Origin of the sequence: Algoriphagus aurantiacus (genome assembly GCF_035156405.1) — a bacterium.
In the GTDB taxonomy this organism is placed as follows: Bacteria; Bacteroidota; Bacteroidia; order Cytophagales; family Cyclobacteriaceae; genus Algoriphagus; species Algoriphagus aurantiacus.
In genome coordinates, this window is sequence record NZ_JAXRUT010000028.1 from 38,673 (window position 1) to 61,677 (window position 23,005).

15 protein-coding genes are annotated in these 23,005 nt (G+C 38.6%); 9 read left to right on the top strand and 6 right to left on the bottom strand.

Annotated elements, in window-relative coordinates; translation table 11 throughout:
* The first annotated feature begins 172 nt into the window (after positions 1-172).
* The 3 genes from SYJ56_RS21490 to SYJ56_RS21500 all read left to right on the top strand — a co-directional run bounded on the left by SYJ56_RS21490 (position 173) and on the right by SYJ56_RS21500 (position 4,641).
* The gene (locus SYJ56_RS21490; RefSeq protein WP_323837780.1) at positions 173-1,864 is read left to right on the top strand and encodes a sulfatase family protein; all 1,692 of its coding nucleotides are present in this window, start codon (positions 173-175) and stop codon (positions 1,862-1,864) included.
* A 128-nt stretch (positions 1,865-1,992) separates the two neighbouring features.
* The gene (locus SYJ56_RS21495; RefSeq protein WP_323837782.1) at positions 1,993-3,669 is read left to right on the top strand and encodes a sulfatase family protein; all 1,677 of its coding nucleotides are present in this window, start codon (positions 1,993-1,995) and stop codon (positions 3,667-3,669) included.
* A 165-nt stretch (positions 3,670-3,834) separates the two neighbouring features.
* Positions 3,835-4,641 (top strand): phytanoyl-CoA dioxygenase family protein, encoded by an 807-nt coding sequence (locus SYJ56_RS21500; RefSeq protein WP_323837784.1) that lies wholly within the window; start codon positions 3,835-3,837, stop codon positions 4,639-4,641.
* A 189-nt stretch (positions 4,642-4,830) separates the two neighbouring features.
* Here the strand turns inward: SYJ56_RS21500 and SYJ56_RS21505 are convergent, their stop codons facing one another.
* Positions 4,831-5,937, bottom strand: a complete 1,107-nt coding sequence (locus SYJ56_RS21505; RefSeq protein WP_323837785.1) for a Fic family protein — start codon at positions 5,935-5,937, stop codon at positions 4,831-4,833.
* 289 nt (positions 5,938-6,226) lie between these two features.
* On the opposite strand from SYJ56_RS21505, the gene SYJ56_RS21510 reads away from it, so the two are divergent.
* A complete protein-coding gene (locus tag SYJ56_RS21510; protein ID WP_323837787.1) occupies positions 6,227-6,379 on the top strand; it encodes a hypothetical protein in 153 nt (50 codons plus the stop codon).
* A 40-nt stretch (positions 6,380-6,419) separates the two neighbouring features.
* Here SYJ56_RS21510 and SYJ56_RS21515 read toward each other — a convergent pair whose 3' ends face one another.
* The 5 genes from SYJ56_RS21515 to SYJ56_RS21535 form a co-directional block, all read right to left on the bottom strand.
* Complete coding sequence (locus SYJ56_RS21515) at positions 6,420-7,139, bottom strand: hypothetical protein (protein WP_323837789.1); 720 nt, start codon at positions 7,137-7,139, stop codon at positions 6,420-6,422.
* 428 nt (positions 7,140-7,567) lie between these two features.
* The gene (locus tag SYJ56_RS21520; protein ID WP_323837791.1) at positions 7,568-8,965 is read right to left on the bottom strand and encodes an argonaute/piwi family protein; all 1,398 of its coding nucleotides are present in this window, start codon (positions 8,963-8,965) and stop codon (positions 7,568-7,570) included.
* Between the two features lie 2 nt (positions 8,966-8,967).
* Positions 8,968-10,704, bottom strand: a complete 1,737-nt coding sequence (locus SYJ56_RS21525) for an SIR2 family protein (RefSeq protein WP_323837793.1) — start codon at positions 10,702-10,704, stop codon at positions 8,968-8,970.
* Positions 10,705-11,067: 363 nt separating this feature from the next.
* A complete protein-coding gene (locus SYJ56_RS21530; protein WP_323837795.1) occupies positions 11,068-12,747 on the bottom strand; it encodes a serine hydrolase in 1,680 nt (559 codons plus the stop codon).
* A 191-nt stretch (positions 12,748-12,938) separates the two neighbouring features.
* Positions 12,939-13,697, bottom strand: a complete 759-nt coding sequence (locus SYJ56_RS21535) for a hypothetical protein (protein WP_323837797.1) — start codon at positions 13,695-13,697, stop codon at positions 12,939-12,941.
* A 247-nt stretch (positions 13,698-13,944) separates the two neighbouring features.
* Here SYJ56_RS21535 and SYJ56_RS21540 point away from each other — a divergent pair, with 247 nt between their 5' ends.
* The 5 genes from SYJ56_RS21540 to SYJ56_RS21560 all read left to right on the top strand — a co-directional run bounded on the left by SYJ56_RS21540 (position 13,945) and on the right by SYJ56_RS21560 (position 22,921).
* Entirely contained in the window at positions 13,945-15,348 is a 1,404-nt protein-coding gene (locus SYJ56_RS21540) for a sugar porter family MFS transporter (protein ID WP_323837799.1), read from the top strand.
* Between the two features lie 187 nt (positions 15,349-15,535).
* Positions 15,536-16,081 (top strand): RNA polymerase sigma factor, encoded by a 546-nt coding sequence (locus tag SYJ56_RS21545; protein ID WP_323837801.1) that lies wholly within the window; start codon positions 15,536-15,538, stop codon positions 16,079-16,081.
* 415 nt (positions 16,082-16,496) lie between these two features.
* Positions 16,497-17,453, top strand: coding sequence for a FecR family protein (locus SYJ56_RS21550; RefSeq protein WP_323837803.1), 957 nt, complete (start codon positions 16,497-16,499; stop codon positions 17,451-17,453).
* A 376-nt stretch (positions 17,454-17,829) separates the two neighbouring features.
* The gene (locus SYJ56_RS21555; RefSeq protein ID WP_323837805.1) at positions 17,830-21,240 is read left to right on the top strand and encodes a SusC/RagA family TonB-linked outer membrane protein; all 3,411 of its coding nucleotides are present in this window, start codon (positions 17,830-17,832) and stop codon (positions 21,238-21,240) included.
* Between the two features lie 10 nt (positions 21,241-21,250).
* Entirely contained in the window at positions 21,251-22,921 is a 1,671-nt protein-coding gene (locus tag SYJ56_RS21560; protein ID WP_323837806.1) for a RagB/SusD family nutrient uptake outer membrane protein, read from the top strand.
* Positions 22,922-23,005 lie beyond the last annotated feature (84 nt).

Genomic DNA, 23,005 nt, shown 5'->3' on the forward strand with positions numbered 1-23,005 from the left:
AGATCCTTTGCTTATCCTGCCGGAAGACAGGTGACCGAAGACCGGAGAGGCCTCAATTCTTAAGCTCGATTTCCTAGTTGGTTTTTCCTTCTTACTGGCAGAAATACGGTTAGACATAAACAACAATTATTGGGAATAACCTTCCTTTTTATCTAAAATAACCCAACCTAAAATGAAGCACATTTTAAAATCGATTTTCTTCAGCTCCCTGGCTATTCTCGCTTTTTCCTGCAAGACCAATGAAACTGAGAAAACTGCTGAACGCCCCAATATTATTTTTATCATGTCGGATGATCATGCCTATCAGGCAATTTCCGCTTATGACAATAAGTTGATAGAGACTCCTAATATCGATAGAATTGCAAAAATGGGAATGCTTTTTACCAATGCTTCTGTGACCAATTCGATCTGCGCACCGTCTCGCGCTACTATTTTAACGGGTAAGCATTCTCATATAAACGGTAAAGTCGATAACCATTTCCCATTCGACACGACGAATGTGACTTTTCCACAGATCCTTCAGGATGCTGGTTATCAGACAGCCATGTTTGGAAAGCTACACTTTGGCAACAGTCCAAAAGGATTTGATCAATACAAGATTTTGCCAGGTCAGGGTGCTTACTACAATCCCGATTTTATCACCAAGAATGAAGGGAATATCAAAGTAGAAGGTTATGTAACGGATATTATTACTGATATGACATTGGATTGGCTTCAGAATGACAGAAAAGAGGATCAACCTTTTTTCTTAATGTATTTGCATAAAGCCCCACACCGGGAATGGCTACCTGCAGAGCGTCATGTGGAGGAGTTCACAACCAGAACGTTCGAAGAACCAGCTACACTTTTTGATGACTATTCTGGAAGAGGGAGGGCTGCGCACGAAGCAGAAATGAATTTGCTGACCGATATGCATTGGGCTGGTGATTCTAAAGTTTACCCAGAAGTGATGGATGAATTAGGGATCGAAGGCACTTCTGGCTGGGACAAAGCTGCTTTTGAAAGAGAAGTTGGGAGAATGAATGAAGCTCAGCGGGCTAACTGGGATAAAGCTTATATGAAAGTCAATGAAGACTTCAAAAAAGCCTATCCTACCATGACAGAGAAAGATAAGATGAAGTGGAGGTATCAACGCTACATGCAGGATTATTTGGGTACAATTAGGTCCGTTGATGAGAATGTTGGTCGTGTTTTAGATTATTTGGAAGAAAACAATATGATGGAGAATACCATTATTGTCTACACTTCTGATCAAGGTTTCTACCTGGGTGAGCATGGCTGGTTTGACAAGCGATTTGTTTACAATGAGTCTTTCAAAACGCCTCTTTTGGTGGCTTGGCCAGGGGAAGTACAGGCTGGGGCTAAGTCTGATGAGATGGTTCAAAATCTTGATTTTGCCCAGACTTTCCTAGCTGCGGCGGGAATCGAAGCTCCTTCTGATATGCAGGGCGAAAGCTTATTGCCATTATTAACTGGTGAAACTGACAAGTGGACTCGCGAAGCTGTTTACTATCATTATTACGAATATCCGTCTGTCCACATGGTCAAACGTCACTACGCGATTGTGACTAAAGAATACAAGTTGGTTCATTACTATTTCGATGTCGATGAGTGGGAATTGATCGACAGAAAGAAGGATCCTATGGAATTGACAAATGTCTATGATGATCCAGCTTATGCCGAGATCAGAGCAGATCTGCATCAGCAGCTTGATGGATTGAGAGAAAAATATGGAGACAATTCTGAAATCAGTAAAGAATACATCAAAAGATATTTGGACTATTTACAAGAAAACGATTCCTACGCCGGGGGCAAAAATACTGAGCTGATCGATAAGATATTCGAAAACCGGGAAATGAAATAATCGCCATTTCTGACAATAAAATCAACTCTACAAATCTTTCAGTCTTGAGGATTTATCTGATTAACCACAATTCCTTTTAGCTTTAAGATAACATCCATTTCAGATTTAAGAACTATTTCCCAATATCTATGAAACCCAATCTAAGATTGTTCACGCCTGCTTTATTTGTATTGCTGAGTTTTGGCTGTCAAAAAGCTGAAGAGGAAAAAACTCAGCGCCCCAACATTATTTTTATCATGTCGGATGATCATGCCTATCAGGCTATTTCTGCTTATGACAACAGTCTGATTGAAACACCTAATATTGACAGAATCGCAGACATGGGGATTTTGTTTACCAATGCATCAGTCACAAATTCCATTTGCGCTCCATCACGTGCCACTATCCTGACAGGTAAGCATTCTCATATCAATGGAAAAATCGACAATCATTATCCTTTTGATACAACCAATGTGACATTTCCCCAACTCCTTCAGGATGCAGGATATCAGACCGCCATGTTTGGTAAGCTTCATTTCGGGAATAATCCAAAGGGTTTTGACCAATTCAAGATATTGCCAGGACAGGGATCCTATTACAATCCAGATTTTATTACCAAGAATGAAGGGAATATCAAAGTAGAAGGCTATGTGACTGATATCGTAACTGATATGACCTTGGACTGGCTGGAAAAAGAAAGGGACAAAGAAGAACCATTTATGCTAATGTATCTGCATAAAGCTCCACATAGATCATGGATAATGGCTGAACGACATTTTGAGGAATTTACTAACAAAACCTTTTCAGAACCAGCTACTCTTTTTGATGATTATTCCGGAAGGACCCATGCTGCGGCAGAAGCGGAAATGAGCATTTTGAACGATATGGGCTGGGCTGGTGATAATAAAGTTTATCCGGCTGTAATGGATGAATTAGGGATAGAAGAAGTGGGGTATGATAAAATCCGCTTTGAAAACGAGTATAAGAGATTTACCTCTTCGCAGCGGGAAAATTTTGACAATGCATATTCTAAAGTCAATGAAGAGTTCAAGAAACTCTACCCTTCCATGACCGAAGAGGATAAAATGAAGTGGAAATATCAGCGGTATATGCAGGATTACTTGGGAACTATTAAGTCTGTCGATGAAAATGTAGGCCGCCTGTTGGATTACTTAGAGGCTAATGATCTTTTGGAAAATACCATCATAGTTTATACTTCAGACCAGGGATTTTATCTGGGAGAGCACGGATGGTTTGATAAGCGTTTTGTCTACGATGAATCATTTAAGACGCCACTTCTAATGGCTTGGCCAGGAAAAACCAAGGCTGGAATCAAGTCCGATGCGATGGTTCAAAACCTGGATTTTGCGCAGACATTCCTAGATGTGGCAGGAGTGGAAGCCCCGGCTGATATGCAGGGAGAAAGTATGGTGCCACTACTTACCGGCAATGAAGATCAATGGACAAGGGATGCTGTGTACTATCATTATTATGAATATCCGGCTGAGCATATGGTCAATCGGCATTATGCCATCGTAACAAAAGAGTATAAGTTAATCCACTATTATTTTGTGGAAGATGAGTGGGAACTGATAGACCGGAATAAAGATCCCAATGAGTTGAAAAATGTCTATAACGATCCAGAGTATGCTGAAATAAGAGCGGACTTACATGTACGGTTGGAAAAGCTGCGAGAGAAGTACAAGGACAACTCAGAGCTGAGTCAGCAGTTTGTAGATCGATTTGTCGAGGATGCTTCCGAGGGTAAAATATTTGGAGTCAGCAAAGAGAAAGTTGATGAAATCCTCGAAAGGAGAAAAAAATAAGCAGCTTAAAAGACCTAAGGGAATTATTCCCTGAGGTTTTTCTTTCGGTGAGGGTTATCCTGCTTCTCCAGAAGCTGGATCAAATTTGGATATTTATCTCTATCTGCCGGAGGCAAGAAGTTGTATTTTAGTCAGGTTTTAAATTTCAGAAAAATAACCCAAGCCATGAATAACCTTAATCAACCCTACCCAATCTCTCCTGAAGCCAGAGCTTTTTATCAGGAAAATAACTACATCAAACTGAAGCAGGTGCTAAGTCCGGAAGAAGTCACTCACTTTAATGAAATTATTTCGGCAGAAGTCCATCGAAAAAACACACAGGATAAACCATTGGAGGAAAGAGATACCTACAGTAAAGCTTTTTTGCAGATTTTCAATTTATGGACGGAAAGTGAGGAGGTTAAAAAGCTTGTGATGAGTAAGCGGCTGGCTCAGATAGCCGCAGATTTGATGGGCTGTGCACAGGTGAGGATTTATCATGATCAGGCCTTGTTCAAAGAGGCAGGAGGTGGCATTACTCCCTGGCATGCAGATCAATATTATTGGCCAATTGATACAAATAATACGATTACTGCATGGATTCCACTGCAAGCGACTCCCTTGGAGATGGGGCCTTTGGAGTTTTCTGCCAAAAGCCAACAGCTTGTTTTTGGGAGAGATCTGGAAATCGGAGATGATTCTGAAGTGAAAATCCAGCAAAATTTGAGAATCAATAACTTTGATCATGTGATTGAAGCATTTGATTTGGGAGAGGTAAGCTTTCACTCAGGCTGGATATTCCATCGTGCGGGTGCCAATCAAACTGATCAGATGAGAAAGGTAATGACGGTGATCTTCATGGATGCGTCTGCTACACTTAAGAACCCAGAAAACAAGAATCAGATCAATGATTGGAAAACTTGGTGTCCAGGAGCGAAGATTGGAGAAGCGATCGATACACCTTTGAATCCAATTGCTGGAATTTTATCCTAAGGTTTAGGCGCTTGGCTCAGTGGAGTGATTTCAAAGCACTAGACTGTTCCAGTACTAAACATGATACAAGGCACACAACTTCATCTGAGAGATTCACAACCTGTCCCAATAGCAAAGCGTATCGGGATACGGTTCTGTGAGAGGTTTAGGGGTGGGAGTCCCCTTTACCTACCCGACTTATAGTAGTGGTCATTCCAATTTAACATCGGTTAATTCATAGTTTGCGTTTCGCCCTTTATCATTTGTTTGCTGTAAGATTCCTTTTTCAATCAAGTCTTTGATGTCGCGAAGAGCGGTGTCGGTAGAGACTTTTACCATTTTCGCCCATTTTGAGGTTTGCAGTTTGCCTTCGAAGCCGTCAAAAAGTTTGTTGAGTATGAAGCGTTGACGTTCGTTTATTGGCGTGTTTTCGTGTAATTTCCAAAATTCAGCTTTAATCAAGATTCTTTGGGTGGTGTCTTCGGTGGCGAGCATAGCATTTTTTAGACAATGTAGAAACCAGTTTATCCATTCGGTTATGTCTTTTGAACTATGTTGGACGCTTTGTAATACCTCATAATAGCGTTTGCGTTCTATCAATATTTGGCTTGACATACTATAAAAGCGTTCTCCGCTTCCTTCTGCCTGTGCAAGCAACATATCGGTGATAGCTCTTCCAATCCTACCATTTCCATCATCGAAAGGGTGAATGATAATAAACCAAAAGTGCGCTATGGCGGCTTTTAGAACAGGGTCAAGATGGTTGTCGTTGTTGAACCAATTCAAAAACGTATCCATTTCCGCTTTTACAAGATTGGATTTTACGGCTTCATAGTGCACTTTTTCTTTGCCCATAGCTCCGGAAACCACCTGCATTTCGCCTGTACGGTATTGCCCAACCTCTATTTGGTAAGGTCCGCTATACCCTGTTGGGAACAGAGCTGCATGCCAACCAAACAAACGTTTTTCGGTTAAAGCTAAGGCGTGCCGTTGGGTGGCGTCAAGCATCATTTCTACTACACCTTCTATATGACGGCTACTCGGCACAAGTCCTGCTGTGTTGATGCCCAAGCGCCTTGCTATAGACGAGCGGACTTGGTCATAATTGAGCAATTCGCCTTCTATTTCAGATGATTTAACCACGTCTAAGGTTAATGCGGTAAGCGTAGCTTCTTCCTTAGTAGAAAAGCCAAGGGCGTTCATCTGTCCGATAATTTTGCCTTGCATTAGCCGAACCTCGCCAAATACAGCATTTATTGCTTTGTCATCCCACGAAAAATCCGTCCAGTTTTTATATTCGTAGATATATTTTGCCATTGCCAAAATTTATTTGCGGTAAATATACGAGTCATTTACCGCAAAAATGCGGTGATTATTTTATTTTTTGTCGCAGGAAGTAAGTTGCTAGATTTTTAGATTAGTATTCAAGATCGTCCTGATATTAGCTATAACGCTGTGTATGCCCAGCATGTGCATCTGTAATCCATCGGGCGGGTGCCAATCAAACTGATCAAATCGAGCATGACTCAAGCGTCACACACTTTTATGATTATCTGATATGCGAGATTCCATATGGCCTTTAAAAATCAAATTATAATCATATGAAATGAGAAAGGTGATGATGGTGATCTTCATGGATGCGTCTGCTACACTCAAAAACCCAGAAAACAAGAATCAGATCAATGATTGGAATACCTGGTGCCCGGGAGCAAAGATCGGTGAGGTGATTGATACGGAATTGAATCCGGTTGTGGGGTGAAAAGCGAATGAATTATATAAAGAGTTGTTTTAATGCCCCATTATACATCATTTTGTGTAGTTTTTTCTTGAGGTTTTCCAATTTCATTTTTCGTGTTATCATCTTTCAGGATTATATCGTTATACACTCGCCATCTTTCTATTTGAGCATAAAATTCATACCCTACTTTGGATATAATTATTAAATCGAGCTTTAGAGTATCTGCTTTATTCTTACAAGGAGTCAATTCCGTTAATCCATATGACATTAATGTTGGACCAAGAACATAGTATAAGAAATTTCCTTGTTCACCACCTTGACTCCATTCAGCTCCCATATTCAATTGTCTTTGGTAAAGGATGAATAGGTTTAAAAGATCTCCTTTCCTATCTGGTGAACCGGCCATAAGTGACATTGGAAGTTCGATTCTATGAGTCAATAACGCATTATATAATTCTCTAAAGTTAAAATTCCCAATAGGTTGCTCAACATCAAATTTCCCGATGTGTTTTTTTCTTTTTCGCCTGATTTGAAAAATAATTCCATATGCCAAAAGCATAAAAACCAATATTATAAATATTAGCCATAGAGGTAGGCTATAGTTTATTGTTTCTGTAAAAGCCTCTGAGAATGACACTTCCTTAAGTTGAGTTGAAAAGAATGAATAGAGCAGTCCAACAAAAAAGATAAGTGCAGCGTAAATTACTTTACTCCAAATTGGGTCGTACCAAAGTTTATTAAGAAAACCAGGGTATTTTATTTTTTCTTTTTCTTCATTCATATTGATTTACATTCTCCGCAAATTTTGTGTGTTATTTGAACTTATTACGATTTTTTATTAAATTGCTTAATTTTAAGTTTTCCCTTGTTACTTCAAATGGGGATTAATTAAGTTAGTTGTGACTATATATCTTTTTTCTCAAAATTTCAACTGTCATACATTGAAATACAACTTATCAATAAAGAAACTTTTAAGTTGTATTTCAATCTATTTATAATTATTTATAAAAATGGCTTTTCCGCCAAATTTAAATGAAAACAAAATACTTAATTGGAATACCTAGTGCTCGGGAGCGAAGATTGGCGAGGTGATCGATACAGAATTGAATCCTATTGCGGGAGTTTTATAATAAAGTCTCTTGTATAGTGCATTTGCATTTCGAAGGGTGCATATTCACTATAAAAATTGCTGCATAAACTTTTTTTATACTACATAAAATATTTAAACTCATATGGTTTGTCTTTCACTTCTTGCATCCTTTTAATTGTTCTAGCCAATACAGACGCAAAACCGAGAGTGACAGGAAGGCGGTCGTATAAACCGTCATGATTCCAATTCATTTTCGTTAACCCCAATATTGCTTGACAATTTTGATCCCATCCACCACTTCCTGCATGTCTGCGTATTAGTAGAGGTGATGGAATTCCTTTTCCTTCTTTATAAAATGATCCCCCATTGACCTTGACAATACCTTGAGTCCAGAAAAGAATTTCGCGAGAGTTTAACACTAGATATGAACCCCTATTGATTGGATAAGTGTCATTTTTCCATTTTCCGTAATTATTATACTTGATTCCACGCCATGGTGTGTCTTGAATAATTTGGAGTAGTTCTAGGTCAACATTTGCTGGTATTGCATCGAAAGCACCATCCATTTCGTTCTTTGTGAAATGAGTTGTCTTGTGTACAATAAGCCTTTTTGGTAATCGACCGGAATGTCTTCTTTGATATAGTGCCAGACTTTTTGACATAACTTTTCTCATCTCTTCTCGAGTTAAGAATGGGTTTGCACCTTGTGTTGACTCTATACCACTTGTATCATATGCTAAAAACTCTAATCCAGTGCCATCGGAATCAAACACTTGACTGCAGCAAGTTATGAAGTCAAATTTTTCAGTAACAGGATTCTTCCGGGCAGAATAACTCAGACCAATAAATGCAGACTCATTATCTATACTTGCAAGTTTCCACGGCGTTCCACCAGCTTTAACATAGAAAGCTATGGAAAGTCTCCACATAACACTGCAGCGACATTTATACACCAAGGCACCGTTTTCTGTTACTATTTGGGTTGGTATATTCCTAATAGCTGTAGCAGCCTTGAGGAAGTCATGCAAGTCAAAATTACTTTCAACATCTTCAAATCCTTTACTCCAAATATCAGGTAAGTATATCACGAGTAAATCATAATCCTGTGTTCTTTGTGACATTGAACGAATGGCATTTCCTAGAGCATCGCTTAGAGAAATATGATCTTCTAATGAAGGATTGAAAATTTTATCCGCCTCAAGCTCCAATGAAACTGATTCCTGATAAAAAATCTCAGCACCGAATATTTTTTTAAACCCCTCATAAACTGGTAAATATTTTTTCCTTTCCTTAGGGAGGTGAGATTTTTCAAATTCAGCGAACAACGATCGCAACAGATGCTCAGTTCCTTTCAAATGAATAGTAGCAATTCTTATTTGGTCAATTGGAAATAAATCTGCGCTATATGGACCGAAGTTTTTTAGCCCTTCAAGTGGATGAATATTTAAAGGAGAGGCCTTTGAAATATTGAACTCGAGTTGAGGCTCTGATATTGTTGACAATTGTGAAAGTTCCATTATTATTCTGATTTACTGAATGCCGTCCTACGCTTTAATTCGAAAGATGCGTTTATACCTTCACTATTAAATTCAAATGCATTAATCAATATTTCTTTATTATTACCAAAGAAAATTGACAACCAAGCACTAAGAATTCTATCGAATTTGTCATTATACCATCTCGCCATTAACTCTTTAATAAATGGAGCGATTAGTTTTCTTTCATCTGCGTTGTCTGATTTACTAGCTAATACACTTGGTATTGCCAGTAAATATGCAAAACCTGCTTTGTGCTGCAAACTAATTTCAAGACATGGCATCCAGATGATGCTTGTGCAAGCTACTTTTCCATAAATTTGTCCCCCGAGTTCTTTTTTTAAATCTTCAAAAATCGGATTATTTCTATCCTTAAACTTAGGGACAATAAAGTGTTTAGATCTTCTTTTAACGTATTGAAGTTCGCTATTCAAAATGAGAGCTCGTCCCATTGTCTCTGTAAGCAAACCTTTTATTGCAGAATCATCATAGGCGAGATGTTTTTCGTGAAGTTCGATAGTGTCAAACTTGAAATCACCATAAATTTTAAAAGCTCTTTCAAACTCCTTGTCAGCTCCGAATCCAACTATTCCTTGTTGTTTTCGAATTGCTACTATATCTGCTTCAGTTTTTTTAATGAGCTCTTTTATTTCTTTAGTATTCCCTGCATCGCATTTGAATAATCGGGCATTTACAGGGAACTTAGTTACTGGAATAGCATTCAGTCTAATCATTGGAGACCGTTTTCCCTTAGGTGGTATACTAGAGTTTTTTCTACGGTGGTAGCTCTCCCCTAAAGTTTCGAATTCTAATGCCGAAATATCAGTGAACCCCTTTATTATTTCACCCCACGCACTATCAAAAGTTTCAATTTCAACGATGAATGCCTCTATTCCTTTTGTTTTTGCTATATCAATGAAATTACTTACTGCAGGTAAAACTTCACCGCCAGATCTAGTAAACCAAAATATCCCATTTGGAAAACAATTATCTTGATCCAATGCACTGTGTAGAGCTTCCATTATTGAATCATCTCTGCCGCTATACCCCATCAAGCCAATACCATTAGTATAACTTGTAGTTGTTAGTATGTGTCTCAACTTAGTGTCTTGAGATTGAAGTTCTGCAGTTGTGTTTTTTAGTTTTTCAGACAAATAATCTCCGTGCATTTTTATAATTAATGGAACTTTAGATGCTTGGAATAATTTGAGTCCATTCTCGGCTGAATCTAAATCTGTTTTATACCAATCCTCAGTATTCCGAAAGACCTGTACTGCTGTATTTTCAAAAGCTTTATCAAAGTTTGTAGTAAAAATATTATTGATATGACCTTTTTTCATTAGTAAGCCTATGACTTTGTGTCCATAAGATAATTGCATACCAGAAAGAAGGTTGTCTAGGTATTCTTTTCTGTCAATTGCTTTTGGAAATGTTTTTTCAAAATAATATGAATACTCCTGAGGAGTATCTTTTGATGGGCAATTATCATTTTTGTCGAAATAACTTTGTATTTGAGTTCTTAGTCCACGATCAGAAAGATTTGAAAAACGATTTAGTGCTATTCCTTGCTCTGAACAATAAATTCTCCTCTTGAAATCCCAAATAAGATCGTATGCTGAAGGTAGTCCTGCGGATACAGATGTTCCAGCACCAAATAGCCAAGAAATACGTTTTGCACGAAGTGGATATAATCTTACAAATTCGGGGAAACTTAGCTTCATTAAATGGATTTAATAATTAGTTTAAACTTCACTCTCAATGGCATACAACGTATGTTTATACACAACTATTTGCCTAAATTTCCTATTCATCTTTTGATTTATCCTCCCCAAAATCAAAGCTTTCTTCCCCTGAAGATTCAGTTCTCTAAGAAAGGAAGTTTTAAGTTGTAATTCATACCCTGTACAGGGTATTTTATGCTTTTCCCCAAATCCTAACCTGATCCCATGAAGCCGACCTACACTTACAACCAAACTTATATTTCGCTGATTAGCCTCGTAGCAGTATTGGACCGGTTTCAGTTTTAGCAAATCGGGTTTGTATCTGAGCTGTTTTAATAGCTTAAAGCCTTCGTTTTTTGCAGTTCAATTTATCTTTTCAAAAAGTAAGTTTCGGACTCGACCATTGGACACTTTACAACCTGTGATTAATTTATTTTCATCTCTAGTGAACTCGACTTGTCCAAAAAACCAAGCTTCACCGAAAAACATATCGTCCTTTATGTGATTCAAATTGAAATCACTTAATCGGCTGTGTTTGGCAACTAGGCTATCACCGACAACAGTGAATGTGTAAGTTGTAGATAATTCTTCGCTATAGAATTCTCCAGAATAGTCAGCAAGAATCACAGAAGACTTGTTGGATTCAGTTACTCTTGGTGCATCCATTATTTGACCTCCCTGATGAAGTTTTATAAGTTTTATATTTTCTCCTTCATTGGGAATAAACTCAATTTTAGCTTCAACTCCTTCGACATTAAATTCGGTAGTAGATATTGGGGTCAATGGAAACTCTGGTTGTCCTGTCGCTTTTCCTGATAATTGCCCACTTTTTAAATTAATACTAATTACGAATCCAGGTTGTAACTCAAAATCACCCACATAAGTATTTAATACATTTTCATCCACTGTAATTGCTTCAGAGTTGCTGGCTTCTTTTATTTCATCCGGTTTGTCTTCGGGTTTTAGTTTATCCTTTAGATAGATATCTACAACTTTATGTGCTATACCGCCTGTGTTGAATTCGGCTGAATTACTAAAAACTATTACTGCAAAATTTTCAGTAGGATAACGAGATAAATAAGAACGGTACCCAGCGTCTGCACCCCCATGTTGTATTTCGTTTAATCCTTTATAGTCACCAACAAATTGACCAAGAGCTCCTCCGAAATTTTCACCATTGTTCAGTACAGCCAGTGTATTCATTTTATTTATAATTGTTGAATCTCCTACTTTTAGGTCCGTAAAATTCATTGCCCATAGACTCAAATCCTCAACAGTAGTAAAAAGACTTGTTGCTCCAACATTCGCATAATTCAAAACACTTTTTTTATATCCACTAGAATCAGGTCTGTATGAGTAGGCTCTATTCTTTACAATTTTCTCATGATCATCGTAAAAAAGGGTGTTATTCATTTCTAAAGGTTCAAAGATGTTCGTCTTGGTAAATTCAGCAAAAGACATGTCAGAAATTCTGGAAACTACTTCAGCCAAAAGCGTGAAGCCCGTATTACAATAGGCAAATTCATCACCTGGATTAAAGTTTAGTTCCTTTTGCTTACTTACAAGTTTTAAAACGTGCTCCTTGGTAATGACATCATCCAATCTCCAGCCAGCCATTGATAATAAATTCCATTGATCTCTTAACCCACTGGTATGAGAAGCTAAATGTCTTAGCGTAATGGTTTTGCCAAAGTTCGGTACTTCAGGAATGAATTTTCTGATATCATCATCTAAGCTTAGTTTGCCTTGTTTTTCTAATAATAAAATCGAAAAAACAGTAAACTGTTTTGATACAGAGGCAATGTGAAATATTGAAGATGGGGTTATAGGGATGTCGTATTCTAAATTAGCAATACCATAACCTTTCTTATATATGATTGCCCCATCTTTAACGATTGCTACCGCAGCTCCCGGCGTATTATCCGTATCCCATTTCGCAAAAAGTTCGTCAACTTGTTTCTGTTTCTCAATTTGAGCTTGGATGGTACTTATTGGAAGAAATAGAAAAATAAGTAGTGATAATCTAGTCAGTATCTGATTCATAACTAAAAGGTTTAATTGAGCAAACTTCTCCTGTCTGTGTGCCCAAAATATTGCATATATTTTAAATATACCTATTTAATCCTTTCTGAAATCTCCTGCTCCTTATTTCGAATTGTCGTTACATCAGACAGAAGTAAGCACAGGATTGCTGAAATCAGAAAGTGCCCTATTTATTGTTTTAACTAAAATGTTTAAAATTCTAATTCCATTCTTAAAGAATTTTGTCTGATTTCATCATGATTCCTCCGTAGGCTATCAGGATATGGAAAAAAGAGAGTGTCCTGTTCCAACTTTGTTGTCAATGGCTTTATGAACTGTAATTTCTCGTTATCGCTGATGGAATCTATTAATAATAAGTTAAACCAATCAATCGAATAGCTTGCGAGTTCACCAAACTCTTTTGAAAAATAAATGCAATAATCACAGTCATCGCACCTTCCAATATAAGCAAAACAGTAAATTTTAAACTGCCTTTCTCCAATAGTATAATTGCGAAAATCGACGTAATTAAATTGCTCAACTGTGTCTTGTGGATAAGGTGAGTCCTCCAATATTTTTGGTCGTGAATAAGTAATTCTTTTAAAGGTAGAGCCATCGTTATCTTCCTTTAGTTCAAGGTGACTTTTGTTTTGATTATGCTCGATTACAATTCCGTCATTCAATCCTTTATTCTTTAAGTAATCATATACGACAGTATCGATAAGACTGAAATAGAATTTTTGAATTTCATTTCCATCAAATCTGTAGATGGAGTCAAGAATATTCTCGGTAAACCAAGTGGAATTAGAAGCTGAAATTTTTTGTCTTTCATAATAGATTCCAGATGCTTTTTTTGGTTTGCCATTCTCGTAATAGGGATAATCCTTGTAAGTAACAACCTCATATTCAGTTGGTTTTTCAATTGTGCATGAACCTAGAATTATAATCAAAACGTAAAATATATTCCTCATTCAGTTTTTCTTAAAAGTTAGTTTATGTAGAGCATTTGCGGGCATTCTTTAACAGTTTTTTAATAAATATTTTCCTCTTTTCTACCTTTTCAAATGCGAATGCTGTGCGTTCACATTTGAAAAGGTTTTGAAAGGCATCCGACAAAGTTCTAAATAGTTGCAGTAACCACAGGATTGCTGAAATAAGAAAATGCACTATTTTATCGCTTTGATTTTCTCTTTTTTTTACTAACCCAAACCTGAACCCATGAAGCCTACCTATACTTACAACCAAACTTACATTTGGCTCATTAGCCTGACGGCTGCTTTAGGAGGATTTTTGTTTGGCTATGACTGGGTGGTAATTGGAGGTGCCAAACCATTTTACGAACCATTTTTCAATATTACCTCTGTTGCAGATCAGGGCTGGGGAACGAGCTCGGCGTTGGTTGGTTGTATGATAGGCGCGGGAATGTGTATACTCATCAGTGATAAGCTCGGAAGGAAAAGGCTGCTCATCTTCTCAGGATTGCTATTTTCTCTTTCGGCTATTGGTACAGCCCTGGCTGGGACTTTTTGGGAATTCAATTTCTATAGAATTATTGGTGGCGTGGCCATGGGAGTAGCTTTAAATCTCTCACCCCTTTACATCGCGGAACTTTCTCCTCCGGAAAAGCGAGGCAAAATGGTGACTATTAATCAACTCCTGATTATGATCGGAGTTCTTTTGGCTCAGTTGATCAACTGGCAAATATCGCTGGCCGATACACAATTGGCTGATGATGCAAGTTTTGAGTTGATAGCAGCGAGTTGGAGCGGGCAAAATGGCTGGAGATGGATGTTTGCAGCAGAAGCAGTTCCTGCTCTCTTGTTTTTTGTGTTGATGTTTTTTGTACCTGAATCTGTGCCCTGGTTGATTAAGAATAGGGAAGAACGACGAGCGCGACAAATACTTGTGAAAATCGGAGGTGAAGAGTATGCGGATGATACTATTGCTGAAGTAAAAACCACTTTGAAAGAAAGTGATTTTGGCCGTGTAAATCTCAAGGAATTACTTCAGAAGAGGGTTGTGAAGCTACTCGGAATTGGTGTTTTCTTAGCTTTTCTCCAGCAGTGGAGCGGGATCAATGTTGTAATTTATTACGCGGCAGATATCTTCCAGGCAGCAGGCTACAATCTGAAGCAAATGATGCTGAATATTGTGGTGATCGGTGGAGTCATGGTTCTTTCTGTTTTCATTACCATCTTCACCGTGGATAGATTTGGGAGAAAGAAACTCCTATTGATCGGTACTTCTGCGATGGCGATTCTGTATGGCTTGATCGGATATTTTTTCTTTATAGACCTTGGTGGAGATCTGGTTGTATTAGCTGTATTGGCCAATGTGATGTTTTATTCCTTCACTTTGGCGCCACTACTTTGGGTGGTGCTTTCGGAGATTTTTCCAACACGGATCCGGGGAGCGGCTATTTCTATCGGTGCCTTAGCACATTGGGTTGGGAATTTTACATTGACCTATTTCTTTCCTGCGATTCGGGAGAATCTAGGTTGGGCGAACAACTTTTGGTTGTACGGAGCAATATGTGCCTTCGGTTTCTTGGTGATTTACTTTGTATTGCCTGAGACGAAGGGAAAGTCTTTGGAAGAGATAGAGAAGGAGTTGGTTGGCTGATGCTGAATGTTACAATAAGCCATGTCCCATTGAAATACAGAAACCAATCTGACTCCATACAGTTTGTTAGACCCATTGTTCAGGTAGTGTCCTGCTTTTTTTGAGTTAGAAACTTAAATTACACTTAACAGGAATTTTTAGCTTTTGAAGAAGAGACCATACAACTTTGCTTTGAGCAAATTCAGAAATGGAAAACTTGTCAGATAGCGAATTGTATGCCTTAATCCAACAGAGGAATTATGTTGCATTTAATAAGCTATTTGATCGATACTGGGATAAACTTTTTAACTATGCCTACAACATCCTAGCGGATAAACAACAATGTGAGGATGTTATTCAGGAGGTGTTTACCAGTCTTTGGGAAAATGCTCACAGTCGAAAAATACAATTCATTCCCACTTACTTGTATAACTCAGTTAAGTATCAAGTTTCCAATGTGATCAGAACAAAAAAATGGCACCTGGAATTTGATTTGACAGAACAGACCGAAAGGCATGATCCGGAGGAGGCATCTTATGATGTGAAGGGAACACGGCTGATACAGCTTGAAAAGTCTCTTGCAGAATTGCCGCCTAAGTGCAGGGAAGTAATGGAGCTGAGAGGTAAAAAAGGGCTTACTGCAGGCGAAATAGCCGAAAACTTGGGGATTTCCACACGGACAGTTGAGGGTCATATGCAGAAGGGTATGAAATTGCTGAAAGCCTCTTTAACTCAAGTCTTTCTTTTTTTCTGAAAGTTTTTTAGCCACTGAGGGCGCAGAGGGTTACGCGGAGGACACAGTTAAAAGTTTTTATGTGTATCCTCTTAACTGCACGTATGTGCTTTGAATTAATGCTAGAAGTTCAAATTTGGCAATTCCCCCTCCCGATATCGGGACTAAAAAGGACGAGAGCTAGTCCTGACGACTGTCGTGAGGGATTTTTTCAGGCTGTCTTGAAAATTAGAGATTATACACGCGGCATCATCTGAGCTATCGGATGCGGATAATCATATTTCCTAGTCTTCTTTCATCCAAAAAGAGCAAGGATTTATTAATTCTATAGGGTGATACCGTTACCCTTTTATTACCGGTGTTACCAAATTATTACATCTGAAATACGACCGAGTATTTTTTAAAGTTCATGTTACTACCCTTCAAAAGTAACATAATGGACAAAAGGCAGTTTGTAGATCTACTTCATAAAAAAGCGTCAGGAAAGGCCACTGCTACTGAGCTGAAGCAGATAGAGGATGTTTTTGAGAGATTGCAGCAAAACGATCAAAATCTGGTTTGGACAGAAGCTGAGCAGGAGGAAATAAAGCAGAGAATTAAAAGTAAACTTCCTCAAGCTGTGTCCAGAGAGGTCTTAATTGACTGGAAAAAATATCTAATTGGCATGGCGGCTTCAGTATTGATTTTTGTGGCTAGCTACACTGCATATCAAGAGTATAGTTTTGAGCCTGAAATCCCGATTCTTCATCGTAGCACTACTTCTTCACAGCGTGCGAAGGTCATATTGCCAGATGGAACCCTTGTTCATTTAAATGTAAACTCTAGCCTAAGTTTTCCTGAATTTTTCGATGCGGATCAGCGTGTAGTTGAGCTAGTAGGAGAAGCTTTTTTCGAAGTAGTAAAAAATCCAAATAAACCTTTCATAGTACAAACTGAAAGTCTGACCACCACAGTCTTGGGTACGAGTTTTAATATGTATGCGATGGATGGAGCAACTCCTACAGTCACTGTAAATACAGGTAAGGTGAAAGTGATGCCAGCCGACGACAATCAAAAGGAGGTGATTCTACTACCTGACCAACAAGCTGTTTTATTACCATCACTAGAATTGGAGGTTTCTCGGGTGAATAGCCAAGCCATTTCTAAGTGGAGATCAAATGAGATAAAGTTTGATTTGTTGCCTTTTGACGAAGTAGTGGCTCTGATAGCAAGAAGCTACCATGTAGCTATTGATTTGAGAGGATATAAAAAGAATGGTTGCTTAATAAAGGCATCGTACGCCAATAGTGGGGTTGAATTTATTCTGTCTGGACTTCAGAATTTAGCTGATTTTGACTATGAAATTCAACAAAATGGAAATGTAATTATTGACTATAAAGACTGTAAAAACTAATTCAAGCCTATGGAAAAAACCTTTTGAAGTATTAAACCCGCATTATGCATTAGCAAATCTACTACGGCTTCAAACCGCCTCAAAATCAGTCGCTATGCTTCACTTTTCGCTCTCACCGTAGCGGTGCTACGACTCGATCTCCAAAGTGACTGATTTTCTTGCAGTTTGAACCCTCGCTACGAATCCTAATGCATAGTCCGGGTTAAACGAGGGTCGAACTGCGTCAACAGCCCGACCACTCTAACTGGGGAAAAGCCCAGCTTATTTGAAAATCAAACATTTAAAAATATGAAANCGAGGGTCGAACTGCGTCAACAGCCCGACCACTCTAACTGGGGAAAAGCCCAGCTTATTTGAAAATCAAACATTTAAAAATATGAAAAATTATTTACCTACTAGAGTAGTAAAATTTTGTAAGGGATGTATAAGTATATACTTACTTCAATTCCTTTTTACCCCAAGTCTTTTTGCAACTTCTTCTAACCACCAGGATCTCGCTAGCTACAAAGTGAAATTATCCGTAGTCGAAGTAAAACTTGTGGAAGTTTTCAGGCAATTGGAAAAACAGACTGATTTTGAGTTTGCTTATAATCAGGATCTAGTCCGTTCCAAATCCAGAATTTCATTGAATATAGATTCAGATCTAAGAAATACTCTTCAGAAAATTTCAGAGCAAAGTGAGTTTGATTTTAATAGAATCAATCAGATTATCTATGTGAAAAATCATAAGGCTCCCGCGGATCTGAAAGCAGAAGAGAGAACAATTACCGGAGTTGTAATGAGTGCAAGTGATCGAGAACCAATTATTGGAGCTTCAATCTTAGTGAAAGGAACAACTGCTGGTGCGATTACTGATCTTGATGGTAAATTTACATTAACTGTAGATGATGAGGCTGCTGAGTTGGTTGTTTCTTATTTGGGATACAAAACTCAAACTGTAACCATAACCAATTCTAATGAGATTACTGTCACTTTAGAGGTGGAAGACTCACTTCTGGAAGAAGTGGTAGTCATGGGATATGACTCTCAAAAGAAGAAAGACCTTACAGGATCTGTATCTGTAGTAAACGTAGAGGATATGAAATCTATGCCAGTGGCAAGTGTAGAAACTATGCTAGCTGGTCGTGCCGCAGGTGTGCAGGTGCTTTCAGATAATGGGCCAGGTGGAAATGTTACCATTAGAATTAGAGGGTTTGGGACTGTAAATAACAATGATCCTTTATATATCATTGATGGTACTCCTGTCACCAATGGACTCAATACAATTAATCCTCAGGATATAGAGTCTCTTCAAGTATTGAAGGATGCAGCAGCTTCTTCTATTTACGGTTCAAGAGCGGCTAATGGCGTAGTCATTATCACAACAAAGAAGGGCGGAAGTTCTGAAGAGGCAACCATCACGTTGGATGCATATGTAGGGCTGCAGAATGCTTATAATCTGCCAAGAATGCTCTCTGCTCAAGGATATGGCGATATGCTATGGCAGGCTTTCGAAAATGATGGTAAAACTCCAGCCAGCGACGTGTATGGTTCTGATCCAAATAACCCTGTTATTCCACAATACTTAGACGCTGCTCAACGAATACCTTCTGCAGATGTGGATTGGGTAAATGAGATTTTCAAAACTGCTCCAGTACAATCTTACAATGTGAGTGTTGCCAAAGGAGGGAATAAAGGGAGTCACGTGATGACGCTCGGGTATTTCAACCAAGAAGGCATTATAAAGCATACTGGTTTTGATCGTTTCTCAGGAAGATTCAATTCTAATTATAAGATTAAGGATATTCTAAATGTGGGAGAGAACTTTACGGCTTCTTTTACAAGAACAAATGATGTAAATACTAATTCATCTCTTGGAAGTATTGTTTATGATGCATTCCAATTCCCAAGTATTTCACCGGTAAAAGATCTGGATGGCAATTTTGGAGGAAATCCCCTCAATGATATTTCAAATCCATTAGGGAATCTTTATCGACAGAAAGATAACACTAAGAACCGAGTAAAAGTATTGGGGAATTTCTTCGCAGAAGCTACTCTATCAGAAGGACTGACATTCAAAACTAACTTAGGGATAGACTATGAGAATCAAAATAGTCGAGTTTTCGCTCCGGCCTACAATGAAATTCTTTCCTTGCGTGCAGTGAATAGTTTGTCAGATAATAGCTCGTTCTATTATCAGTTAGCATGGACTAATACACTGACTTATAACAGAGTGATTGGTAATGGGAATTTAGATGTGCTATTAGGACAGGAATCCATTGAGAATTATGCGGAGTACAAAAGTGCATCCAGACAAAGCTACCTTTATGAAGACCCAAATTTTCACTATTTAAGCTTCGGGACGGAGAATCAGCAGAATTCAGGGGGTGCAAGTAAATGGAATCTTACTTCCTATTTTGGAAAAGTTAATTACAATTGGGCTGACAAGTACCTGGTGTCTGCGACTGTACGCTATGATGGTACTTCTAGACTCTCCAAAAATAAATGGGGGGTGTTCCCTGCATTCTCAGCAGGATGGAGGATCAGTAATGAGGATTTCTTGGATTTGGGAGATAATGTGGATGAGTTGAAAATCCGTGCAAGTTGGGGACAGACCGGAAATCAACAAGTCCCTACTTACTCAACCTTAGCGAGTTTTCAGAACAACATTACTTATTCCAATTATCCAATTGATGGTCAACAAGAAGCAGTTGCAATAGGTCTAGTGCAAACTCGTGTGGCAAATGAAAATCTAAACTGGGAAGTTACCACGCAAAGTGGTGTAGGAGTGGATCTGACCATGTTTGGTGAGAGACTTTCAGTAACTGCAGATTATTACAGCAAAGTGACTAAAGATGTGTTGATCTATGCTCCAATTCCTTTGACGTATGGAGGAACCAATGATGGGGTATGGATCAATGGTGGTGAAATGAGAAACCGGGGCTTTGAATTGGGTACAAAATTCAACGGTTCTGCGGGAGAAGTATATTACAACTTAGGTTTTAACTACACCTTTTATAAGAATGAATTGCTTTCTCTTAGCGAGGGAGTCAATTATTTGGGTATCCCAGGATCTTCTCTGCACAGTGTGAATTTTGGCCAAGAAGTATCTAGAACACTGGTAGGTCAACCGATAGGCACATTCTTCGGGTATGAGTCTTTGGGATTATTTAAAACAGAAGCTGAAGCCGAAGCTTACACGGCGCAGCCCCTTGCTCAGGCAGGTGATTTGAAATTTAAGGACATCAATAATGACGGGGTGATCAACGATGAGGACCGTGCAGCTATTGGTTCACCTCACCCAAAAGCAATTATTGGCTTCAATGCGAATTTCATTTACAAAGGCTTTGATCTAGGCTTGTTTTTCAATGGTTCTTTTGGCCATCAGATATATAACCTGACTAAATACAAAACACATTTCTTCAACCAATCTGCTTACAATAAATCTGATGCAGTTCTTGGAGCCTGGACTCCTGAGAATTCAAATTCAGAAATACCACGATTGTCACTCGATGATCAAAATGATAACATCAGACCTTCGTCGTATTATTTGGAGAATGCAAGCTATTTTAAACTGAACAATCTTCAATTGGGCTATACATTTCCTAGCACTTCTATAAAAAACATAGAGTTGCGGCTTTACGGACAAGCTTCCAATGTATTCACACTCACAAGTTATTCAGGTATGACTCCTGAGATCGGACTACAAAGTTATTCTTCAAGTAGCAGGAACCTTGATATCGGAGTAGATAGAGGGATTTATCCTCCTTCTAGAACATTTGTAATTGGTGTAAACGTGAAATTCTAAGACAAAGAACATGAAAATTCTAACACATAAATTCCGTACCCTTAGCTGTACAGTGGCTATTTTAGTTACAGCTGTCTCTTGTTCCTCCGACTATTTGGAGGAAGTACCCTATGGAGAAGTAGCTCCCTCCGAGATGACTTCGCCTACGAATGTAGAAAGAGCGATCATCGCTGCTTACAGTGTGCTAAATGGTCAATTCGATGGTGCATCAAGTGCATTTAATTCACCTGCATCCAATTGGAGTTTTGGCGACGTGGTCTCCGATGATGCATACAAAGGTGGTGGAGGTACAGGTGACCAAAGTCAAATCCATCAAATGGAGATTTTTGGCACTAGTCCTACTACTACAGATGTTCAGCGAAAGTGGTTGGCGCTTTATGAAGGGGTTAAACGCGTAAACTATGCGCTTAATCTTCTGAACAGGAGTGAAACTTTTGATCCAACGCTACAGATACAGAGAGAAGGGGAATTAAAATTCTTGAGAGGTCATTACTATTTTGAACTTAAGAAAATTTACAATCGAGTTCCTTACATCGATGAGAGTGCTGTCGCAAATGAGGGTTTTTATGTATCCAACACAATCTTGTCTGATGAAGAGCTATGGGGAAAAATAGAAGCTGATTTTACTGCTGCATATAATTCTTTGTCAGCGGATCAAGCAGATCTTGGCCGGCCTACAAAAATGGCAGCTATGGCTTATTTGACCAAAACCTATGTGTACCAAAATAAATGGGCTGAGGCACTAGTAGCAGCTAACGAGGTGATTGGTTCAGGGAAGTATGCCTTATTGCCAAATTTCAGGGATGTTTTTCTTCCTGATTTTGACAATAGTAGTGAAATCATTTTTGCAGTACAGCATTCTGTCAATGATGGCGAGCCTAGCAATTACAATGGGTCAATTGGTGATAGACTATCAGCTCCAGGAGGGCCGTTCTACAACCAGTATGGGTTTCACAGACCAAGTCAAAACTTGATCAACAGCTACCAAACCTTAAGTGATGGGACGCCAAATTTTGATACTCAAAACAATACTAGTTCATTAATGGATCCTAGGGTAGATCATACGGTAGGGAGACCAGGTATTCCATACTTGGATCTGGAGATAAACTATGAGAGCAATTGGGCTAGAGACTTGGCTACTTATGGTCCTTATAGTCCAAAGAAGAGAATTGTCTCGGCTTTGTCTAGTCTTCAAATTAAGACGTGGCCATATATCTCTGCCTTGAATTATTACGTGATTCGTTATGCAGATTTGCTGCTTTGGAAGGCAGAAGCTCAAGTAGAGTTAGGTGATCTTGAAGGAGCTAGAACTACGGTAAATATGGTAAGACAGAGAGCAGCTACAAGTGAGCAAGTAAAAATGATAGGTTCGGATGCGCCAGCTTCAGCATATTCAATCAATACCTACCAAGCCGCATGGACTGATGCAGATGCGGCACGGGAAGCTGTCAGATTAGAAAGAAGATTGGAATTGGCAATGGAAGGTCATCGCTTCTTTGATCTGGTACGATGGGGTATTGCTGCTGAGGTAATGAATACTTACTTCGCTAAGGAAAAAGAAATCCGATCACATCTGGCTAATGCTAGTTTTGAGCAGGGAACCAATGAGTATTTTCCAATTCCCCAAGCCTATATTGACTTAGTCGGTAAAGATTTAGTCCAACAGAATCCGGGTTATTAAAAAAAGTATTTAAAGTTAAATGCTAAAAGCATGGGGGAGACTCCATGCTTTTTTTTATATTACACCATACTGTACAGGATGGCT

Bases quoted from the DNA above. Each gene is read 5' to 3' on its own strand.
- SYJ56_RS21490 (WP_323837780.1), top strand. From the start codon at position 173: ATGAAGCACATTTTAAAATCGATTTTCTTCAGCTCCCTGGCTATTCTC.
- SYJ56_RS21495 (WP_323837782.1), top strand. From the start codon at position 1,993: ATGAAACCCAATCTAAGATTGTTCACGCCTGCTTTATTTGTATTGCTG.
- SYJ56_RS21500 (WP_323837784.1), top strand. From the start codon at position 3,835: ATGAATAACCTTAATCAACCCTACCCAATCTCTCCTGAAGCCAGAGCT.
- SYJ56_RS21505 (WP_323837785.1), bottom strand. From the start codon at position 5,937: ATGGCAAAATATATCTACGAATATAAAAACTGGACGGATTTTTCGTGG.
- SYJ56_RS21510 (WP_323837787.1), top strand. From the start codon at position 6,227: ATGAGAAAGGTGATGATGGTGATCTTCATGGATGCGTCTGCTACACTC.
- SYJ56_RS21515 (WP_323837789.1), bottom strand. From the start codon at position 7,139: ATGAATGAAGAAAAAGAAAAAATAAAATACCCTGGTTTTCTTAATAAA.
- SYJ56_RS21520 (WP_323837791.1), bottom strand. From the start codon at position 8,965: ATGGAACTTTCACAATTGTCAACAATATCAGAGCCTCAACTCGAGTTC.
- SYJ56_RS21525 (WP_323837793.1), bottom strand. From the start codon at position 10,704: ATGAAGCTAAGTTTCCCCGAATTTGTAAGATTATATCCACTTCGTGCA.
- SYJ56_RS21530 (WP_323837795.1), bottom strand. From the start codon at position 12,747: ATGAATCAGATACTGACTAGATTATCACTACTTATTTTTCTATTTCTT.
- SYJ56_RS21535 (WP_323837797.1), bottom strand. From the start codon at position 13,697: ATGAGGAATATATTTTACGTTTTGATTATAATTCTAGGTTCATGCACA.
- SYJ56_RS21540 (WP_323837799.1), top strand. From the start codon at position 13,945: ATGAAGCCTACCTATACTTACAACCAAACTTACATTTGGCTCATTAGC.
- SYJ56_RS21545 (WP_323837801.1), top strand. From the start codon at position 15,536: ATGGAAAACTTGTCAGATAGCGAATTGTATGCCTTAATCCAACAGAGG.
- SYJ56_RS21550 (WP_323837803.1), top strand. From the start codon at position 16,497: ATGGACAAAAGGCAGTTTGTAGATCTACTTCATAAAAAAGCGTCAGGA.
- SYJ56_RS21555 (WP_323837805.1), top strand. From the start codon at position 17,830: ATGAAAAATTATTTACCTACTAGAGTAGTAAAATTTTGTAAGGGATGT.
- SYJ56_RS21560 (WP_323837806.1), top strand. From the start codon at position 21,251: ATGAAAATTCTAACACATAAATTCCGTACCCTTAGCTGTACAGTGGCT.